This is a genomic window from Bradyrhizobium sp. WBOS07, from assembly GCF_024585165.1.
GTDB classification, from domain to species: Bacteria; Pseudomonadota; Alphaproteobacteria; order Rhizobiales; family Xanthobacteraceae; genus Bradyrhizobium; species Bradyrhizobium japonicum_B.
The window spans coordinates 181,376-197,328 of sequence record NZ_CP029008.1 but is presented as its reverse complement, the minus strand read 5'-3'; the positions used below and the strand labels follow the sequence as shown (position 1 = coordinate 197,328).

Annotated in this window: 14 protein-coding genes; 7 read left to right on the top strand and 7 right to left on the bottom strand. The window is 66.1% G+C overall.

Features of this window, described 5'->3' with window-relative positions:
- Positions 1-133: 133 nt before the first annotated feature.
- Positions 134-1,723 carry a gamma-glutamyltransferase family protein gene (locus DCM79_RS00890; protein ID WP_257178107.1) on the bottom strand — a complete coding sequence of 530 codons (1,590 nt, stop codon included), beginning with the start codon at positions 1,721-1,723 and terminating at the stop codon, positions 134-136.
- A gap of 115 nt (positions 1,724-1,838) precedes the next feature.
- Here DCM79_RS00890 and DCM79_RS00885 point away from each other — a divergent pair, with 115 nt between their 5' ends.
- The gene (locus DCM79_RS00885; protein ID WP_257178106.1) at positions 1,839-2,612 is read left to right on the top strand and encodes an enoyl-CoA hydratase-related protein; all 774 of its coding nucleotides are present in this window, start codon (positions 1,839-1,841) and stop codon (positions 2,610-2,612) included.
- A gap of 148 nt (positions 2,613-2,760) precedes the next feature.
- On the opposite strand, the gene DCM79_RS00880 is transcribed toward DCM79_RS00885, so the two are convergent.
- Both DCM79_RS00880 and DCM79_RS00875 read right to left on the bottom strand, forming a co-directional pair.
- Positions 2,761-2,937: a hypothetical protein gene (locus DCM79_RS00880; RefSeq protein WP_257178105.1), complete on the bottom strand. Its 177-nt coding sequence runs from the start codon at positions 2,935-2,937 to the stop codon at positions 2,761-2,763.
- Between the two features lie 9 nt (positions 2,938-2,946).
- The gene (locus tag DCM79_RS00875) at positions 2,947-3,180 is read right to left on the bottom strand and encodes a hypothetical protein (RefSeq protein WP_094895205.1); all 234 of its coding nucleotides are present in this window, start codon (positions 3,178-3,180) and stop codon (positions 2,947-2,949) included.
- A 207-nt stretch (positions 3,181-3,387) separates the two neighbouring features.
- Between DCM79_RS00875 and DCM79_RS00870 the strand changes: the two genes are divergently transcribed.
- The 4 genes from DCM79_RS00870 (at position 3,388) to DCM79_RS00855 (ending at position 8,801) form a co-directional block, all read left to right on the top strand.
- Complete coding sequence (locus DCM79_RS00870; RefSeq protein ID WP_257178104.1) at positions 3,388-5,448, top strand: sorbosone dehydrogenase family protein; 2,061 nt, start codon at positions 3,388-3,390, stop codon at positions 5,446-5,448.
- Positions 5,405-6,346, top strand: a complete 942-nt coding sequence (locus tag DCM79_RS00865; protein WP_257178103.1) for an SMP-30/gluconolactonase/LRE family protein — start codon at positions 5,405-5,407, stop codon at positions 6,344-6,346. The genes DCM79_RS00870 and DCM79_RS00865 overlap by 44 nt, the downstream gene beginning before the upstream one ends.
- Before the next feature lie 285 nt (positions 6,347-6,631).
- Positions 6,632-7,657, top strand: a complete 1,026-nt coding sequence (locus tag DCM79_RS00860) for a histone deacetylase family protein (RefSeq protein WP_257178102.1) — start codon at positions 6,632-6,634, stop codon at positions 7,655-7,657.
- Positions 7,658-7,850: 193 nt separating this feature from the next.
- Positions 7,851-8,801, top strand: coding sequence for a DUF6492 family protein (locus tag DCM79_RS00855; RefSeq protein ID WP_257178101.1), 951 nt, complete (start codon positions 7,851-7,853; stop codon positions 8,799-8,801).
- A 12-nt stretch (positions 8,802-8,813) separates the two neighbouring features.
- On the opposite strand, the gene DCM79_RS00850 is transcribed toward DCM79_RS00855, so the two are convergent.
- Positions 8,814-9,881, bottom strand: a complete 1,068-nt coding sequence (locus tag DCM79_RS00850) for an endo-1,4-beta-xylanase (protein WP_257178100.1) — start codon at positions 9,879-9,881, stop codon at positions 8,814-8,816.
- 304 nt (positions 9,882-10,185) lie between these two features.
- Here DCM79_RS00850 and DCM79_RS00845 point away from each other — a divergent pair, with 304 nt between their 5' ends.
- Positions 10,186-11,622, top strand: a complete 1,437-nt coding sequence (locus tag DCM79_RS00845; RefSeq protein WP_257178099.1) for a lipopolysaccharide biosynthesis protein — start codon at positions 10,186-10,188, stop codon at positions 11,620-11,622.
- 239 nt (positions 11,623-11,861) lie between these two features.
- Positions 11,862-13,409, top strand: a complete 1,548-nt coding sequence (locus DCM79_RS00840; RefSeq protein WP_257178098.1) for a L,D-transpeptidase — start codon at positions 11,862-11,864, stop codon at positions 13,407-13,409.
- 28 nt (positions 13,410-13,437) lie between these two features.
- On the opposite strand, the gene DCM79_RS00835 is transcribed toward DCM79_RS00840, so the two are convergent.
- The 3 genes from DCM79_RS00835 to DCM79_RS00825 all read right to left on the bottom strand — a co-directional run bounded on the left by DCM79_RS00835 (position 13,438) and on the right by DCM79_RS00825 (position 15,949).
- Positions 13,438-14,250: a class I SAM-dependent methyltransferase gene (locus DCM79_RS00835; protein ID WP_257178097.1), complete on the bottom strand. Its 813-nt coding sequence runs from the start codon at positions 14,248-14,250 to the stop codon at positions 13,438-13,440.
- A gap of 129 nt (positions 14,251-14,379) precedes the next feature.
- Entirely contained in the window at positions 14,380-14,919 is a 540-nt protein-coding gene (locus DCM79_RS00830; RefSeq protein ID WP_257178096.1) for a VOC family protein, read from the bottom strand.
- 25 nt (positions 14,920-14,944) lie between these two features.
- Positions 14,945-15,949, bottom strand: a complete 1,005-nt coding sequence (locus tag DCM79_RS00825; protein ID WP_257178095.1) for a tripartite tricarboxylate transporter substrate binding protein — start codon at positions 15,947-15,949, stop codon at positions 14,945-14,947.
- Positions 15,950-15,953 lie beyond the last annotated feature (4 nt).

The following is a 15,953-nucleotide window of genomic DNA, read 5'->3' as shown; positions in this document are numbered from 1 at the left end:
TTGTCCGTTGAGCGAACGAACCGTACGCAGCTAAGTTCCCCGCGAATGTGGAGGAGTGATGATGCTCGCCCGGATGCGTAATCGCACGAGAACTCAACGCGCGCTGGCAGAAGCGCGCGGCGATCCCTCGCGCTCAGGCTTCCGCGACCGCGTCGGCCCAGGGCTGGAAGATCTCGACCGCGCCGAAATTCGTGTCGCCCTCGCGCATCACCACGCTCGGGCAGGCGAATTTCTGCGGTAGCGTCTGCACGCGGGTCTCTTCATAGTCGAAGCGCGCGGCCAGGGTCTTGCGCACGTCCTCCGGCAGACGAGCATCGCCGATCACCACCGCGCCTTCGCTGGCGTCGATGCGCGGCTGATGGATCGCGGCATCGAGGTCCATGCCGTAATCCATCGCGAACGAGACGAGCTGCAGCACCGACGGCAGGATGCGGCGGCCGCCGGATGCGCCGACCGCGAGGCGCTTGCCGTCCCCGGTCTCGGCGATGACGGGCGTATAGTTGCAGAGGCAGCGCTGGCCGGGCGCGAGCGAGTTGGTGGTGCCGGGCGTCGGATCGAACCACATGATGCCGTTGTTCATGGCGATGCCGGTGTGCGGCGTCACATATCGCGAGCCAAAGGACGAGAGCAGCGTCTGCGTCACCGCGGCGATGTTGCCGTGGCGGTCGACCACGGAGAAATGCGTGGTGCAGGCCGGCGCCAGATATTCGGCGCCGAGCGAGCGTTTGCCGTCGGCATCGCCCATGTCCTTGAGCCGCTCGCGGAAGGCCGCCTGCAGAGCGATTGCATATTCGGCATAGGCGGCCGCGTCCGGCGCGCCTGCCGGCGTCAGGCTCAGCTGCAACAGGCGCAGCGCGTGCGCCATGGTGGGCCCGGCCGTGAGCTCGGGCGTCGCATACACCTTGCCGCCGCGATACGGGATCGCCAGCGGCTCGCGCACATGCGCACGGAAGGCGGCGAGGTCCTCGACCGACAGCGAACCGCCGTCGGCCTTGACGTCGGAGGCAATGCTCCGGGCGAGATCGCCGTGGTAGAAGTCGCGCGGCCCGGCCTCGGCGAGATGCGACAGCGTCGCTTTCAGCGTGTCCTGCGGCAGCCGCGTCTCGGCCTTGATGCCCCATGGCGCGCTCGGCGGCAGGCCGTCCTTCAGGAATGCGGCCGCGCTGGCGGGATAGCGCCTGAGATCGGCGGCCGAGCCCGAGATCGTCACCGTGGTCCACCAATCGACCAGCAGGCCTTCGCCGGCGAGCCTGGCTGCCGGCGCGACCAGATCCTTCCACGGCATCTTGGCGTAGCGGCGATGTGCCTCCTCCATCCCGGCGACGACGCCAGGCACCGCGATCGAACCGGGACCGTGGATGTTGCGATCGTCCTTCACCCGCGGCCAGGGGAAGAGATCGGACGCAGCGCCTTCGCCGCTGAGCGGATAGTCGGCGACGCGCAGGCTCTGCGGCGCGCACATGCCGTAATCGATCACCTCGTAGCGATTTTCCTTGGCGCGGAAGAGCACCATCGCACCACCGCCGCCGATGCCGCTGTTCCAGGGCTCGAGCACGTTCAGCGCCATGGTCGTGGCCACGACCGCGTCGACGCAGTCGCCGCCCGCCGCCAGCACCTGCGCCCCGACTTCGGCCGCCCGCCGCGATTGCGAGGCGACGATGCCGCCCTTGGACGTGACGGCGGGTTTGCGGACGGTTTGGTTGAGGCTGAACTGATGAGGCATGATGTCGTCTTGTTGTTCTATGCTGGCTTCGCTGCGCTGACTTGCTCCGCGATTGGCGAAGCTCGCGGACAATGGCACATTGCGGCCAACGAGAACATCCAAAGGGAGGCGCGACATGGCTGGTGTGAAACGGGCGCGGGATGGCGCGGTCGGAATCCTGACGCTCGACGAGCCGGCGAGCCTGAATGCGATGACGCCGGATTTGCTCGGCGCGCTCGCCGCCGCCATCGGCGAGATGTCGCAGGACGAGACTATTCGAGCCCTGATCCTGACCGGCGCGGGACGCGGCTTCTGCTCGGGACAGAACCTGAAGGCTTCGGAGGCGCTGGGCGAAGATATCGCGGCCGGCGTCATGCGTTTCTACTGGCCGACCTTCAAGGCTTTGCGCGAGTGCCGCGTGCCCGTCGTCGTCGCCGTGAACGGGGTGGCGGCCGGCGGCGGCTTCAGCCTCGCCATGGCCGGCGACATCATCGTCGCGGCGCGGTCGGCAAGCTTCATCCAGGTGTTCAGCCGCATCGCGCTGGTGCCCGATCTCGGCTCGACCTGGCTGCTGCCGCGGTTGATCGGCCGGCAGCGCGCGCTCGAGCTGATGCTGCTGAACGAGCCGCTGACGGCAGAGCGTGCCCAGGAGATCGGCCTGGTGCGGCAGGTCGTCGACGACGCGAAGCTGATGGACGAGGCGCTTGCTTTGGCGCGCCGGCTCGCCGAGGGCCCGACGCGCGCTTTGGTCGCAACCCGCCTGCTGGTCGAGGAGAGCGAGCATGCGACCTACGAGGCGCAATTCCGCCGCGAGATCGAGCTCCAGGCCACCATCCGCAAGAGCGCGGATGCGATCGAAGGCCGCAATGCCTTCGTCGAAAAGCGCAAGGCGAGGTTCACGGGGAGGTAGGGCAGGAGCACGCTTGTCCCCCCAAACGTCATGGCCGGGCTCGTCCCGGCCATCCACGTTCTTTCGTGGTGGCTAAGACGTGGATGCCCGGGACGAGCCCGGGCATGACGATGGAGAGACCGTTAGCGGGATTGCTCTGAACCCAGGCTCACAGCCTGCGGTTCAGCCGGCTGGCCTGATATTTGGCGCGCCATTTCGGGCCGGGCCCGCGCATATAGTGGAGCTCGGGGCGGTAGGGGTCGCCGGCGACCCTGACCAGCGTCTGCCATTTGGCGGCGACGAAGCTCAGGGGGTGGCGAAGCAGGCTCAGGGAGGCGATCAACATGACATCACCTCAATGCGGCTTGCCGAGCATGGCGGTGAAGGGGAGATCGAAAATCTCCTCGCCGTCGTCGTCGCTGACATGGATCACCCAGTCGCGCCAATCCTCGTTGCTCGGCGTCAGGATCATCGACCGCATGATCTGAGAGGCACGGTCGCGCGCCTCGGTGAGATTGGAGACGGCGGTGCCGTAGCGGTCGATCAGCGTGCCCTCGGTATTGGAGCAGTGAAAATAGACCTGGACCATATGCGCCTCCTGGCGGAGCAACTAGGATGGCAAAGCGATACCACCTGAAGCCTTCGCGAAACATTCGGGTCGATTCCGGTGAGGGAATCTACGGAGATTGGTCGTCACGAAGATCGTTACAGGTTTAATCACAGGCGAGTGATGGTTCGGCTGGACTGCGTTTCCGCGTCATGGAACAGATTTTCGCGGGAAGTCTGGGAGGCCGCCGTGAGCTATTTCACATATGGGAGGCTGCGCGCATGTGCATGGGCGCTTGCTGTCGTGCTCGGGCTCATTTCGGTGGCGTCATCGGAGCCGGTCCGCCGCAGCGGCTATGCGATTGGCGCGGACACTTGCGGCAACGGCGATCTCGCTTTCCCCAGCATCCAGATCGACATGATGGCTGGATTTTGCGCCGGACTCGTCGCCAGCGAGGAGGATCGCCTCAAGTTTCCGCGGTCGATCGTCCAGGTTCCGGGCCGCGAGCTGTTCGTGGTGGCCGACATGGGCGGCTGGGGCCACAGCGACGGACGGCTGCTGCTGCTCGATCCGCGCGCGCCGCAGGGCGGGCGGCTCAAGGAGCTTCTCGGGGGAATCGAATATCCGTTCGGCCTCGCGATCGGTCCGGACAAGAAGCTCTACGCCTCCACCGCCGAAACGATCTTCCGGTTCGATCCGCTCGCGGACGATCCGCGCGCCACGGTCGAAACCATCATCCGTCACATGCCCGGCCGCCGGATCAAATTGCCCGGCGGCACCAGGCTCGAGGACAGCGCGCATCCGCTCAAGCAGTTCGTCTTCGACAGGAACGGGCGGCTGTTCGTCAATGTCGGCTCGCACAGCGACGACTGCATCACGCCGGCTCCGATCACAAAACCTTGCGCTGCGGCCGGGGGCGCTGCCGCCCTGGCCTCGATCTGGTTGTTCGCGCCGCCCGCGGGCGGCGTCTTCCCCGCGCTGAACCCCGGCGATCCCGATCCGCCGCACACCGTCTATGCGCGCGGCCTGCGCAACTCGATGGCGCTGGCGCTGCATCCGAATTTCCCTGATGCCGGCTACGCCTTCCTGCAGGGCGAGAACAGCCGCGACCTGCCCGACATCTTCAAGCCGAACGAGGAGATCAACGCGATTGTGCAGGGCGGGCATTATGGCTGGCCCTATTGCTACGACCTGTCGACGCCGAGTCCCGAATTCAGAAGCGTGCTGCAATCCGGACCCTACAAATCGTTTTGCACGGCAGGCGCGCTCTACAAGCCGCCGTTTACGCTGCTGCCGCCGCACGGTGCGCCGCTCGCGATGCTGTATTATCGCGGCGCCAAATTCCCGGAGCTGGAGGGCAAGCTGCTGGTCGGCCTGCACGGCTATCGCCCGACCGGCAGCCGCGTTCTCGTCTACGACGTCGACGACCGCGGTTTCCCCAGGCCAAGCCCGGCACCGGTGCGCTATCACGTCAGTTGTGCGGCCGAGCCAACGCGCAGCTTCCAGACCGAGGCCGGCGACGTCGCCGCCGCGCCGTTCGACGAACTGATCGCGGGCTGGCACCGCGTCAACGGGGCGCGGCCGCAAGGCGCGCCGGTCGGCATGACGGTCGCAGAGGACGGCGCGATCTGGCTGGTCGAGGACAAGAACCGCAGCGTGATCCGCATCGACCGTGCCGCGGGCGATCCGCCGCCACCGCTGCCGTGCGACACGCGCAGCGAGGCGATGATCGACCAGCTTGCGGCCTTCGTCGCTCGAGACGCGCAGAACAGCGCGCGGCTGACTACGCTGCGCAAAGGCCTTGTCGAGCGGCATTGCGTCGGCTGTCATTCGGACTTCGGCTTGAAGCCGGGACAATCGGAGGCGGAGAAGGACGGCGCTGTGCTCCGCTTCATGCTCGCGCAGGACGGCTGGATCTATCCGGGCGACCCCGCTTCCGGCAGGCTGCGCACACGCCTGCGCGGCATCGGCGCGGAGAAGCTGATGCCGCCGGGCGGCGAGAACCTGCCGAAGACCGAACCCGGCTATGCGCGCCTGCTCGACACCATGGACCTGCTTGTTGCGAAGATGGTTCCGGGCACGCGGATGCGGATCAAGCCCGGCCCGCCGCAGCGCAAGTTCTTTGGCAAGACCGGCAAGGAATGCGGCGAAATACCGGCTGGGAAGGTCGTTGTCGTGACACAAAGCAGCGCTGTAGACAAACTTGGCTTCAGCCGATTCTTCCGGCCGGCCGACCCTTACCTGAACGGCGAGTGCACCGACGGCGATGGCTATTACATCCGGCAGGAGTTTCTGGTGCCTGTGCAGTAGCGTCCTGTTCGCGGTTGCGGCGGCCTCCGCGCAAGCGGAGACGAAGCTGTTCGAAAGCGCGCAGGTGACGCCCGCCGGCGAATACACCTTCGGCATCGAGGGCCCCGCGGCGGACCTCGATGGCAATCTGTTCGTGGTCAATCTCGGCAAGCCCGGCACCATCGGCAGGCTGCCTGCGGGCGGTGCGGCGTCGGAGCCGTTCGCGGCGCTGCCCGAGGGCAGCATCGGCAACGCCATCCGCTTCGATCGCAGCGGCACCATGTTCATCGCCGACTACAAGAAGCACAACATCTTTGCGATCCCGAAGGGGACGACCGCGCCGGCCATCTGGTTTCACTCCGACGAGATGAACCAGCCCAACGACATCACGATCGCCCGCGACGGCACCATCTATGCGAGCGATCCGAATTGGAAGGGCAGGGAAGGTCACATCTGGCGGATCGCGAAAGCCGCCGACGGCACGGTGCAGGGACAGCCGATGACGTCACCGCGGGCGATGGGCACCACCAACGGCATCGATCTCAGCCCCGACGGCAAGACGCTCTATGTCGGCGAATCCAGCAACGGCCAGATCTGGTCCTATGCCATCAACGGCACCGAGCTGACGGCGGCAAAGCTGATCAAGACATTCCAGCCCGACACCGTCGACGGCTTGCGTACCGACATTGCCGGCCGTCTCTATGTCGCGCGCATCCTCAAGGGCACGGTCGCGCTGCTGAAGCCCAATGGCGCGGTCGAGCGCGAGATCGCACTCAAGGCCAAGGAGCCGACCAACATCGCCTTCGGTGGCGGCGACGGCAAGACCGTCTTCGTCACCCAGCGTCAGGGCGGCTTCATCGAGTCCTTCCGCACCGACCAGGAAGGCCGCGAGCACTGCCTGCAGCGCGGGCGCTGCTAGAGCAATGGCTTTGGGTTGAAACGGTCGCCGCGGGTGGTTCACCTCTCCCGCTGGCGGGAGAGGTCGCGCCGTAGGCGCGGGTGAGGGCTCTCTCCTCTCGGGGATTGTCCCATTGCGGCAACACCCTCTCCCCAACCCTCTCCCGCTTGCGGGAGAGGGAGTGCACCTCGCTCGTTGCAACGATCAGCTTCACGCGACAGGTTGCGGCATTCTTCTTGCTTGCATCCTGCGGCCGCAGCGATCAAGACATCTGTGGCATCTTCAAAGCGACCACGGAGTGTTTGAGTGAAAGCCGTCCACACCGAACTGCACCGCAGCCACGATCCGCAATTCTTCCTGGTTCGCGGCGTCGTCAAGCGCACCACCGAGCAACCGGAGCGCGCCGACCGCCTGCTCAAGGGGTTGCAGGACGGCAAGCATCAGCTGGTCGAGCCGACCACTTTCGGGCAGGGGCCTCGCGCGCGCATTCACAGCCCGGAATATCTGTCGTTCCTGAGCGAAGCTTGGGACGCCTGGACCGCGCTCGGCGATTCCGGCCCGGAGATGATTGGCAACATCCACCCGGTGCGGCATGCGGCGACCTATCCGACCCATATCGTCGGCAAGCTCGGTTGGCACACCGCCGACACCGCGGCGCCGATCGGTCCGGGCACCTGGGCCGCGGCCTGTGCCGCCACCGACGTGGCGGTCACCGCCGCGCAGATGGTGATGGACGGCGAGGACGCGGTCTATGCGCTGTGCCGTCCGCCCGGTCACCACGCCTATCGCGACATGGCCGGCGGCTTCTGCTTTCTCAACAACAGCGCGATTGCCGCGGCCCATCTGCGGCAGAAGCACGAGCGCGTCGTCATCCTCGACGTCGACGTCCATCACGGCAACGGCACGCAGGGCATTTTCTACGCGCGGCCGGACGTCTACACGGTGTCGATCCACGCCGATCCCATCGCGTATTATCCCTATGTGTGGGGCTATGCGCACGAGCGGGGCGAAGGTCCGGGCCTCGGCACCAATCTCAACATCCCGCTTCCGATCGGCACCGGCGATGACGGCTACATGCAGGCGATGGAGGTCGCACGCAAGGCGATCGAATCCTTCGCCCCCGGCGCGCTCGTCATCGCGCTCGGTCTCGATGCCTCCGAACACGATCCGCTGAGGGGACTGGCCGTCACCACGCCGGGCTTCCGCCGCATCGGCCATGCCATCGCCAGGATGGGCCTGCCGACCGTGTTCGTCCAGGAGGGCGGTTATCTCTCGGATATTCTGGGTGCGAACCTGACCTCGGTGCTGGCCGGGTTCGAAGAGGCGAGGTGAGGTCTCTTCACCTCGTCGGGTCGGTCGTCATGCCCGGGCTTGTCCCGGGCACGCGCCGCCGCGAGCGACGAACGCTCAATCCGCTTCAGTTCGATCCTCTGCTTGTTTCGCTTTACCTTGATTCGAATCGTGAGTTTCTCTGGTCTCGTCAGGCGGCTATGAGTGCGGCCTGATGGCCATTTGAGCGCGCTCCATGCATTCCGTTGCCCTGCTGACTGCCAGCTACGCCAAGGATATTGAACGCTTTTCGCTGCTCAGCGAGAGCATCGACACCTGGCTGACGGGATACACGCGGCATTATGTTCTCGTTAACGATGAGGACGTGCCGCTGTTTGCGCGCTTCGCCTCGGACAAGCGGGTCATCGTTCCGGCCTCGCGCTACCTGCCGAAATGGCTGTTCGCCCTGCCGCCGGCGCTTCAGTTCATCAGCAAGCGGCGGGTCTGGCTGTCGCTGCTGTCGTCGCCGGTGCACGGCTGGCACATCCAGCAGATCCTGAAGATCGCCGGCGTTCTCAACGCGCCCGAGCAGCGCGTCTGCATTCTGGATTCGGACAATCTGTTCTTCCGCGAGTTCGACGTTGGCCAATATGCCGGCGCCGAGAAGACGCCGCTGTTCGTCACGCCAAAGGACATCGGCGCCGACCACCCGCTGCATGGGCTGTGGCTGCGGACCGTCGATCAGCTCCTCGGCATCAAGGACCGCTCGTTTCCTGCTGACGATTATGTCGGCAATGCCCTGGTCTGGGACAAGGACACCGCGCGCGCGATGACCGCCGCCATCAAATCTGCGACGGGGCTGAACTGGGTCCTGGCGCTGTGCCGGAAGAAGAAGTTCTCGGAATATCTGATGTACGGCCATTTCGTCGCGAGCTCGCCCGCGCACCTGGCCACACACCGGGTCACGGAAGACAGCATCGCGGTCTCGCATTGGGACGACACCCCGCTCGACCGTCCCGCCATCGAAGCGATGATGCGCGCCGCTTCGCCCGAGCAGGTCGCGCTCTGCATCCAGTCCTATTCCTCGACCTCGGTCGACGACATCCGCGAGGTGTTCCGCCTCTCGTCGCGCGATCGCCGGGCTCCGGGCCTTGCACCTGATCACATCGACGAGGCGGCCGCCTTCGTCGCGCCGAAGACGCGCTGAGATCCTGCGTCCTCAAGCGTCTTTCGTGAACTTGCTGATCACGTCCAGGAACGGCTTCGGCTTGAACTCGCCGTCGAGCGGCAGCGGGCGGTTCGGCTGCTTGTCGGCACGGGCGAAGGTGCCGTTGATCCAGCTGTAGCGATCCGAAAGTCCCCAGGTCAGGATCGAGCGCACCGGGCCGCTGGTCGAGATCGCGGTGAGGAGATCGTCGACGCGCTTGGCGACGATGGCGTCGCGCTGCGCAGGACTTCCCGCCAGCTTCTGGTCGTCAACGTCGAGCTCGGTGACGAGCACATCCAGTCCCCACGAGCGCAGCTCGGTGACGAATTCGGCGAGGCCATGGGTGTCGATCTCGAGCTCGGCATGCAGATGCGCTTGCAGGCCCACGGCGTGCAGCGGCACGCCCCGGTCGAGCAGGTCCATGATGAGATTGCGATACGCGGCGCGCTTGGCGATGAACGAGTCCTTCGCCGACTCGATGTCGTATTCGTTGATTGCGAGCTTGACCGATGGATCGGCCGCGGCGGCGGTGCGGAAGGCCAGCGGAATCCAGCTCTGGCCCAGATGCTGGGTCCAGAACGTGTCGCGCCGGTCCTTCGGACTGCGGGGATTGTCCGGGATCGGCTCGTTGACGACATCCCACGACGTCAGCTTGTCCTTGTAGTAGGAGACGACGGTGCCGATGTGGTCGACATAGGCGCGCTCGACGCCGCGTGTGTCCTTGATCTGCTTGGTCCAGTCCGGAATGTCGTGATACCAGGCGAGCGCGTGGCCGCGCATCGTCAGGTCGTTGTCGCGCGCGAAATCCAGGATCGCGTCGGCGCGCTCGAAGTTGAACGTGTGGGCGTTCGGCCGCAGCATCGGCCATTTCAGCTCCAGCACCGGCACCACCTGCGTGCAATAGGTGCTGATGGCTTCGCCGAGCCTGGGATCGGCCTGCAGGTCCCAGAGCGTGGCGGCCGCGCCAAAGCCGGGGCGGCGCTGCGCAAGCTTCGACGCCGGGGCCGCGGATGCCGTTGCTCCGGCCGCCAGGGTTGCGGCGCTGCCGAGGAGGAATTCGCGTCTGTCGAGCCTGGTCACGGCGGTCCTTTTCGAGCCAACGCAGCATCGTACCAAGCGGGGAGCTGCGACGCCGGGATTTTGCCGTGTTGGGTTAACCCCTGCGGTTTGCCGGCCATCGCCGCGCATGACCTCGCCTCGGCGTTCCGGGAAGGCCAAATTTAACGCTAACGCGCGAAAGCGGCTTCTAGGCTTCATTTGCCGCCCGATCTGCGCACTTATGTGACAATCTTGAGCGATGTTGCGGCGCAGTTCGTTCGCCTCACCAAGGTCCCATTGATTAACGGCCGCCACACTCGCAAGACCGCCACGGTCCCGTGCTCGCATGCTGAACCGCCATTTCTCGATTTATCTCGTCGCCTACATCCTGCCCGCGGCGGTGGGCTTCTTCGCCGTCACCGCCTATACGCGGCTGCTCAGCCCTGCGGAATACGGCGCCTATGTCGTCGGCATCAGCCTCGCCGGCATTTTGGGCGCGATCTTCTTCGCCTGGATCAAGCTGTCGGTGTCGCGCTATCAGGCGATGTCGGCGGAGGTGGATTTTCGCGGCACGGCGATGGTCGCCTTCGCCCTCACCGCGGCCGTGCTCTGCGCCACGACCCCCTTGGTCTTCCTGGCTCGTAGCGACGTCAGCGTCGAGCTGCTGCTGGCCAGCATGTTCGTCGCGATCATGGCCAATGCCGTCGATGTCGGTCAGGAGTTCGAACGCGCCAAATTGCGCCCCTACCGGTTCGCCGCGATCTCGATCGTGCGCAGCGTGTCGAGCGTCGGGTTCGGCCTGCTCGCTATCTGGCTCGGCTGGGGCGGATTGGGGCTGCTGGCCGCGTTCGGCCTGGGCTCGCTGACCGGGATCATCCTGAACCTTGTCGGCGACCGCACCAGGATCGCACGCTTCCAGCCCAGCCAGTTCATGCAGCTGGCGCGCTACGGCCTGCCGCTGACGCTGGCCGGATTGTCGGTCGCGGTCTATTCGGCCTGCGACCGGCTTATCGTCGCCTATCTGCTCGGCAAGGATGCCGCCGGCATCTTCGGCGTCGCGGCCGACCTGCCGCGCCAGTTCATGGTCATGATCGCATCCAGCGTTGCCGCTGCCACGGTGCCGCTGGTGTTCCGGTCCTTGTCCGAGAACAACAAGCAGGCGACGCGGGAGCGCTTGACCGAGAGCCTCGAGCTCCTGCTCGTCGTGGTCACGCCGGTTGCGGTCTGGCTCGCGCTTGCCGCGGACCAGGTTGCCGGCACGCTCGTCGGCGTCGACTTCCGCGCCGGCGTGTCGGCCCTGCTGCCGACCCTGGTGCTCGCCCGCTTGTTCGGGATCGCCAATCAGTTTTACGTGCAGATCAGCTTCCAGCTCGCCGAGCGGCCCTTCATGCTGGCGGCGCAGTCCTTCCTCACCCTGGTCGTCAGCGTGGTGCTGATGGTGATGCTGGTCGCCGGCTACGGCATCTACGGCGCGGCGCTGGCGACGCTCGCGACCGAGGCGATCGGTTTGCTCGTCGCAATCGCCCTGATGCATCGCGCCCATCCCGTGCCATTCGATTTCAACCGGCTCGCCGGGGTCGCGGTTTCGGCCGCGGCGATGGCCGCCGCCATCCTCCTTGCGCGTTCTCAGGCCGGCGGCACCGGCCTCATCGCGCTCATCATCGTCAGTCTGGCAGGCGGGCTGGCTTACGCCCTCGCGGCCTGGCTCCTCAACGTCGCCAATGTCCGGACGCTGTCGCTGCGGTTCCTGCGGAGCTTCAACCGCAAGGCTCTCGGCGTCTGAGCGGCGTCCTCGCTCGCGGGCAGAGTGGACATTCTGCCGCACTGACTGGTGCCAGCTTCGGACCAGCCCCGGCTGCAACCGATCTTCCGCCGGCTCGGGCCATCGTATATGAGGGATTTGTTGCCGGGCCGTGCCGAATATCGCCACAGACGGAACGTAAGCCGGCTGCGATTTCTTAATTCAATGATCGCAATCTGATACATGATCGGCACAGGCCGGCATTTTCGACCGAGGATGGCATGAACAACCGACTGACCACGGCGCGATCCACCTGGGCCATGCGGTGTCGGGGCCTTCCCGGAATTGTGACGATGGCGGCGGTGGCCGTCCTTGCGACGGTTGCGCCGGCGACCGCGGCCAAGCAGGCGCGCCAGGCGGCCGAGGCGGTGGCGCCGCGCCAGGCCGGCGACCCGATCATGGCGATCGTCTCGATCAAGAGCCAGCAGGTCACTTTCTACGATGCCGACGGCTGGATCGTGCGCGCGCCGGTGTCGACCGGCACCACGGGACGCGAGACGCCGGCCGGCGTCTTCGCCATCCTCGAGAAGAACCGGGAGCATCGCTCGAGCCTCTATGACGATGCCTGGATGCCGCATATGCAGCGCATCACCTGGAACGGGATTGCGCTGCATGGTGGACCGCTGCCCGGCTATGCCGCCTCGCACGGCTGCGTGCGGATGCCGTTCGGCTTTGCCGAGAATGTGTTCGACAAGACCTATATCGGCATGCGCGTGATCGTCTCACCGCACGACACGGTCCCGACCGAGATCTCTCATCCCTCGCTGTTCGTGCCGAAGCCGGAGGCCATCGCGGCGGCGCCCCGCCAGGCCGACAAGCTCGCCGTCGAGGCGGAGGAGGCGACAAGGGCTGCGGACGAGGCTAAGAAGGCTGCTTCCGTCGCCGCGAAGGAAGCTGCCTCGCTTCCCGCCGCGCTGCGCAAGCTGGAACAGCAGAGGGCCCGCGCGGATGCCGAGCTCGCCTTCGCCGACAAGACGCTCGCGAACGCCAGGAACGATCAGGCCCGCGCCAAGGCCGAGGAGCTTACGCAGAAGGCGGCAGCCAAGGCCGCCGACGCGGCGACGCAGCTCGATGCCGCCAAGGCCGCCGCGCAGCCGAAGCGCGATGCCGTGGCCGCGACGAAGGAGGCCGCCAAGGCCGCTGCGGCCAGAAAGGCTGAAGCCGTCAAGGCCGCGACCGACGCAAAGCTCGCAAGCGAGCCGGTCTCGGTCTATATCAGCCGCGCCACGCAGAAGCTCTACGTGCGGCGAAACACGCACAAGCCGGCGCCCGACGGCGGCGGCGAGGTGTTCGACACCAGCATCGAGGTCCCCGTCACGATCCGCAACCCCGAGCAGCCGATCGGCACGCACATCTTCACGGCGATGGCGAAGACCGATGCGGGCCTGCGCTGGAGCGTGGTCACGATCGAGAACGGCGACGAGGCCCGCAACGCCCTCGACCGCATCACCATCCCGCAGGACGTGTGGGATCGCATCGGGCCGACCGCCTTGCCGCGATCCTCGATCGTCATCTCCGACGAGCCGCTGAGCAGCGAGACCAATTACCGCACCGAGTTCGTCGCGGTGCTCAGCAACGAGCCGCAGGGCGGCTTCATCACCCGCAAGCCGACTGCGCCTGCCATGATCGCGAGCGACGACGGCTGGGACAACGGCTTTGGCTTCTTCTTCCAGCAGCGCGATCCCTACGTCCAGCAAGGCAATCCGCGCCGCCGCAGCCAGTATCAGTATTATCAGCCGGCGCAGCCGATGCAGCGCGGCTTCTGGTAGGAAAGCCGGGCTTGCCTGCGGCGCAGGCTTATGGCCGCGCCGTGATCACCAGGGCCTGGATCTTGGCTTCGACCGGTCCGAAGCCATGGCGCGCGCGGATCGCAGCGGCGACAGCGTCCGTCGCGGCCTGAAGATCGCCGCCGCTTCTCGCCTCGATTTCGCCGCACAGCGGCGTCCCCTGGCAATAGGCGAACGCCACGAGGTCGGGCGACGGGGCGCGGCTGGTGGCTGCCAGCGTTTCGATCGAGACGTTGTCGAAACCGGCGCGTGCGAGATCGGCCCGTATGATCGCCTGGTCGAAATAGCCGTGCGGTGTCCGCATCATGAAGCGGGGCGGATCGTCGGGAAACAGCTTGCCCAGGGCGGTCGTTGCGTCGTCGGCGAACACGTTCTCCTCGATGCGGTCCCAGACATTGAAGAGAAACGTGCCGCCCGGCTTCAGGACGCGCTTTGCTTCCGAATAGCCCTTGACTCGGTCCGGAAAGAACATGGCGCCGAACTGGCAGCAGACCACGTCGAACTCGGCGTCGCCGAACGGAAGCGCCAACGCATCCGCCTGGCGCCAGGAGATGCGATCATCGCCGGCCTGGCGCTGTGCGGCGACCGCGAGCATGGGTTCGTTGAGATCGGTCGCAACGTAGCGGACGTCGCTCGGCAAAGCCGCCGCCACGGCGCGCGTCACGGCGCCGGTGCCGGCTGCGATCTCGAGCAGCGCGGAGGGCGAGAGCGCAGCGACGCGTCTTGCGATGTCGTCGGCGTAACCGGCGAAGATCATCGGGACGAGATGCTCATCGTAGAGCTTTGGGATGGAGCCGGCGAAAACCTTGTCAGTGTCGGACATGCCTGCCTCGCTGAAGGTTCGGACGTCAGGTCCAACCTTACCATGGATGCGCCGGCAAGGATGTGAAATAGACCGGCTCAACACGGCGTTGCGCTCTCAGCGAACATCGGCGAAGTAGGTCATCGCGCCTTACGATTTTGCGCCGCCGACCTCGCGGATCGGCCGGGTGCCGTCCCAGTTCAGTGCGGCCTGCCGGACCTTCTCGAAGAACGGCCCCTTGGTGCCGCTGATGTCGGAGATCTCGATCACCGTGCCGGGATGGGCCTGGGTGTCGAAATAGGCAAAGCGTCCGCGCTCGCCGCCGATCTGGCCCTCATGGCCGATCCTGTAGCCAAGCCCGAGTGCCCTGTCGTAGAGCGCCTGGTAGTCCTGGCTCCAGTACGACATGTGCTGGAGCCCTTCGTGGCCGGCGTCCAGGAACTCCTTGTACAGCGAGGGCGCGTCGTTGCGCTGCTGGATCAGCTCGATCTGGAGGTCGCCGGAATTGGCCAGCGCAATGCTCATCTCGACGGCAGAGTCCTGGCCGCGATGGCGGAACCAGTCGGTCTTGACGCGGTCCATGTAGTACCAGGGACCGACGCCCATCACCTCGATCCAGTGCTTCATCGTGGCGTGGATGTCCCGCACCACATATCCGTTCTGGCGCACCGCGCCGAAGATGCGGCTCATGTCCGCGCTCCCAGTCTCAACCTGTTCACTTGACCTCGATGCCGGCGTCCTTGGCGACCTGCTTCCAGGCTGCGATGTCGCGGGCGTTGATGTCGCGCTGCTCCTCGCCGGGCACGAATTGCGGCGTGATGCCGAGCGCAAGCAGCTTCCCCTTCACAACATCATCGCCGAGCGCCTCCTTCAGCGCCGCCGACAATTTCCCTGCGATCGGCGGAGCAAGGCCTGCGGGCGCATACATCGCCCAGGACAGGTTGCGGTCGAACGGCACGCCCTGTTCCTTGTAGCTGGCGACGTCAGGCAGGCTCGGCGAGCGCTCGCCGCAGGCGGCCAGCGCCTTGATCGAGCCGTCCTTCACCAGCGGCGTCGCGGTCGCGACGTCGAGCGTCGCCAGCGAGATGTGGCCCCCGAGCAGGTCGCCGGCCAGCTTCGCGATGCCGTTGAACGGAACGTGATCCATCTTGATGCCGGTCTGCTGCATCAGGATTTCGGCACAGAACTGCCCGGTCGAGCCAACGCCCCAGCTGCCGTACTGGACCGGCTCGCCCTTCTTGGCCAGCGCGACCAGGCCCTTGATGTCGTTGGCGGCAAAATTCCTGGTCGCGACCAGCATGATCGAGGAGGTGCCGACGCGGCCGATGGTGGTGAAATCCTTGATCGGATCGTAGGGCAGCTTCGGATAGATCGCCGGCGCCAGCACATGCGTGGTCATGCCGCCGACGGTGATGGTGTAGCCGTCGTTTGCAGATGTCGCGACCATCTGCGTGCCGAGCGTGCCGGCCGCGCCCGTGTGGTTCTCGATATAAATGCTCTGACCCAGCGTCTTGCCCATCCTGTCCGCAAGCAGCCGGCCGACCACGTCGCCGCCGCCGCCGGCCGCATAGGGCAGCAGCATCTTGATCTTGTGGGTGGGGTAGACGGCCGGATCCTCGGCGCGGGCGGACGGCGCCGCAGACAAGATCAGCAGCAATGATGCGACGATGCGAAGCGCTGCGGTTGATTGTGTGGGCAAAAGGCGAGCGTGGCTTGCCATGGCT